Source organism: Streptococcus sp., assembly GCF_019414905.1.
GTDB lineage: Bacteria > Bacillota > Bacilli > Lactobacillales > Streptococcaceae > Streptococcus.
Map to the genome: position 1 here is coordinate 1 of NZ_DXLC01000242.1, position 2,485 is coordinate 2,485.

The 2,485-nt window shown below is 40.0% G+C and carries 3 protein-coding genes; all 3 read left to right on the forward strand.

The features are described from left to right. The first annotated feature begins 215 nt into the window (after positions 1 to 215). Positions 216 to 932: an ABC transporter ATP-binding protein gene (locus tag QZ359_RS07375; RefSeq protein WP_000854373.1), complete on the forward strand. Its 717-nt coding sequence runs from the start codon at positions 216 to 218 to the stop codon at positions 930 to 932. A gap of 1 nt (position 933) precedes the next feature. After that, entirely contained in the window at positions 934 to 2,016 is a 1,083-nt protein-coding gene (locus QZ359_RS07380) for an ABC transporter permease (RefSeq protein WP_261124604.1), read from the forward strand. 23 nt (positions 2,017 to 2,039) lie between these two features. After that, on the forward strand, positions 2,040 to 2,485 hold a 446-nt coding region (locus QZ359_RS07385; protein WP_293965079.1), incomplete at its 3' end, for a TetR/AcrR family transcriptional regulator.

Sequence of the window (2,485 nt, forward strand, 5' to 3'; positions counted from 1 at the left end):
CTTTTTTACTTTTGTCACCTTACTTTGGTATGCTCAAGTATAATCTTCGGTTACGGTTCCTAGCACTGTAAGGTAAAATAAACCAGATCTTCTCCCTACGGGGAGATTTTTTTGTTTTAAAAAAATTCAAATCATCACTTGACAAGTGAGTATTCACTCACTATAATAGATTTATCTTTAAAAAAGTGAGTGCTCGCTCACCTGGGAGGAAGTAAATGAAAACATTGCTACATTTACAAGATTTACAAAAATCTTTTGGTCAACAACTTGTGTTAAACCACGTTGGTTTTGAATTACAGTCTGGGGAAATCATTGGTCTAATCGGTCCTTCTGGTGCTGGTAAATCAACCATGATTAAAACCATGTTAGGGATGGAAAAGGCAGATAGCGGTATCGCTTTAGTCTTAGACCAGACCATGCCCAATCGTCATATTCTGGGAGATATTGGCTATATGGCCCAGTCAGATGCTCTTTATGAGGCTTTGTCAGGACAAGAAAACTTGGAATTTTTCGGCCAGCTAAAAGGGATTCCTAAAAAAGATTTGACAGCTGAAATTACCCATGTGGCTCAAGTGGTAGACTTGACAGATCATTTAAATAAGGCCGTGTCTGGTTATTCCGGAGGGATGAAACGACGCTTGTCGCTGGCTATTGCGCTTTTAGGAAACCCTCAACTCTTGATTTTGGACGAACCGACGGTTGGAATCGACCCTTCTCTTCGAAAGAAAATCTGGCGAGAGTTGATGGCGCATAGAGACAAGGGCGTAGGGATTTTGGTCACAACTCACGTCATGGATGAGGCAGAGCTGACAGATAAGGTCGGTCTACTATTAGGTGGAAAAATCATAGCCTTTGATACACCATCCAAGCTAAAAGAATCTTATGGTGTTTCAAGTATTGAAGAAGTCTTTTTGAAAGCAGAAGGAGAATGAAATGAGAACAATTGCCATTGCAAAAAAAGTCATCAAAGAATTGCTACGTGACAAACGGACACTGGCCCTAATGTTTGTGGCACCAGTCTTTATTATGTGGCTGATGAACCTCATGTTTTCGGCTAGTACAACGGTGACTGTTAAGCTAGCGATACAAGATGTGCCAAGTAGTTTGGTAAGTAGGATGGATGACTTAGAACATGTCAGTGTCAAAACCTACAAAGACTTGGACCAAGCTAAAGAGGCTTTAAACGATGAAAAAGTAGATGCAGTTATCTCTTATAAGGATGGGGAATATCATGTAGCCTATGCTAATACAGATGCCTCTAAAACTTCGGTGACCCGACAAGTATTGCGCACCAGTATTGCCAGTGAAGACACCAATCAATTATTAGCCCGTGTGAAGCAATCCCTTCCACAATTACAACTAAAGGTAAAATCTCCTGAAATTAAGGAATCTTATGAATATGGTAACGAGGACACCGGCTTCTTTGCTAAAATGATTCCTATTTTGCTTGGGTTCGTCGTTTTCTTCTTTGTCTTTTTGATTTCAGGAATGGCACTCTTGAAAGAACGTACTAGCGGAACCCTAGATCGTTTGTTGGCAACCCCAGTTAAACGTTCGGAAATTGTTTACGGCTATATGTTGTCTTACGGCTTTATTGCCATACTGCAGACAGGAGTAGTCGTTCTAGCAGCCATCTGGTTGTTGAAAATTGAAGTTGTCGGAAGTCTGTTAAATGTTATAATAGTTAATGTGGTACTGGCTCTGGTGGCACTAGCCTTCGGAATTCTCTTGTCTACCTTGGCAAAATCAGAATTCCAGATGATGCAATTTATTCCTCTTGTGATTATGCCGCAACTCTTTTTCTCAGGAATCATTCCACTTGATTCAATGGGAGACTGGGCAAAAACGCTAGGAAAATTCTTGCCTTTGACCTACTCAGGTGATGCGATGAGTCAGATTATTCTTTACGGACGTGGACTTGGAGATATTTTACCAAATATTGGAGTTCTACTAGTCTTCCTTGTCGCTTTGACAGTTCTCAATATTGTCGGTCTGCGTCGTTACCGTAAAGTATAAAATGTAAATATGCGAGGATGAAAATGAGTGAGAGTGTTTTTGAGTCGTTTGAAGCTTATCTAAAGGGGGCAGACTATCCCAAGGGAAAGAAAAAAATCATGCAGGCGGCGGTCGATTTGATTTCTACTAAGAGTTACAATGGGACCTCCACCTTACAAATTGCCAAACATGCGGGACTTAGCCAAGCAACGCTCTTCAAGTATTTCAAGACCAAAGAAGATTTATTAACGGCTATTTTGCACCCTGTTGTTCCAGGACTTTTCGGTCGTTTTTTTGAAGAACTTTTAGCCTTAGAAACGACTGAAGAAAAGGTGCATTATCTGGTCCAAAATCGTATGGCCTATCTCAAAACGAATCGCGCTTTGATGAAAATTATTCTTCAGGAAATTTTTTCAAATAAGAAACTGAGAAAAGAACAACTTTATATTTGGAATACTCTTCAGGATAAATTATTAGTACTCCATAAGGA

What these genes read in the sequence shown, in the direction of transcription:
- QZ359_RS07375 (WP_000854373.1), top strand. Translation starts at nt 216, where the DNA reads ATGAAAACATTGCTACATTTACAAGATTTACAAAAATCTTTTGGTCAA.
- QZ359_RS07380 (WP_261124604.1), top strand. Translation starts at nt 934, where the DNA reads ATGAGAACAATTGCCATTGCAAAAAAAGTCATCAAAGAATTGCTACGT.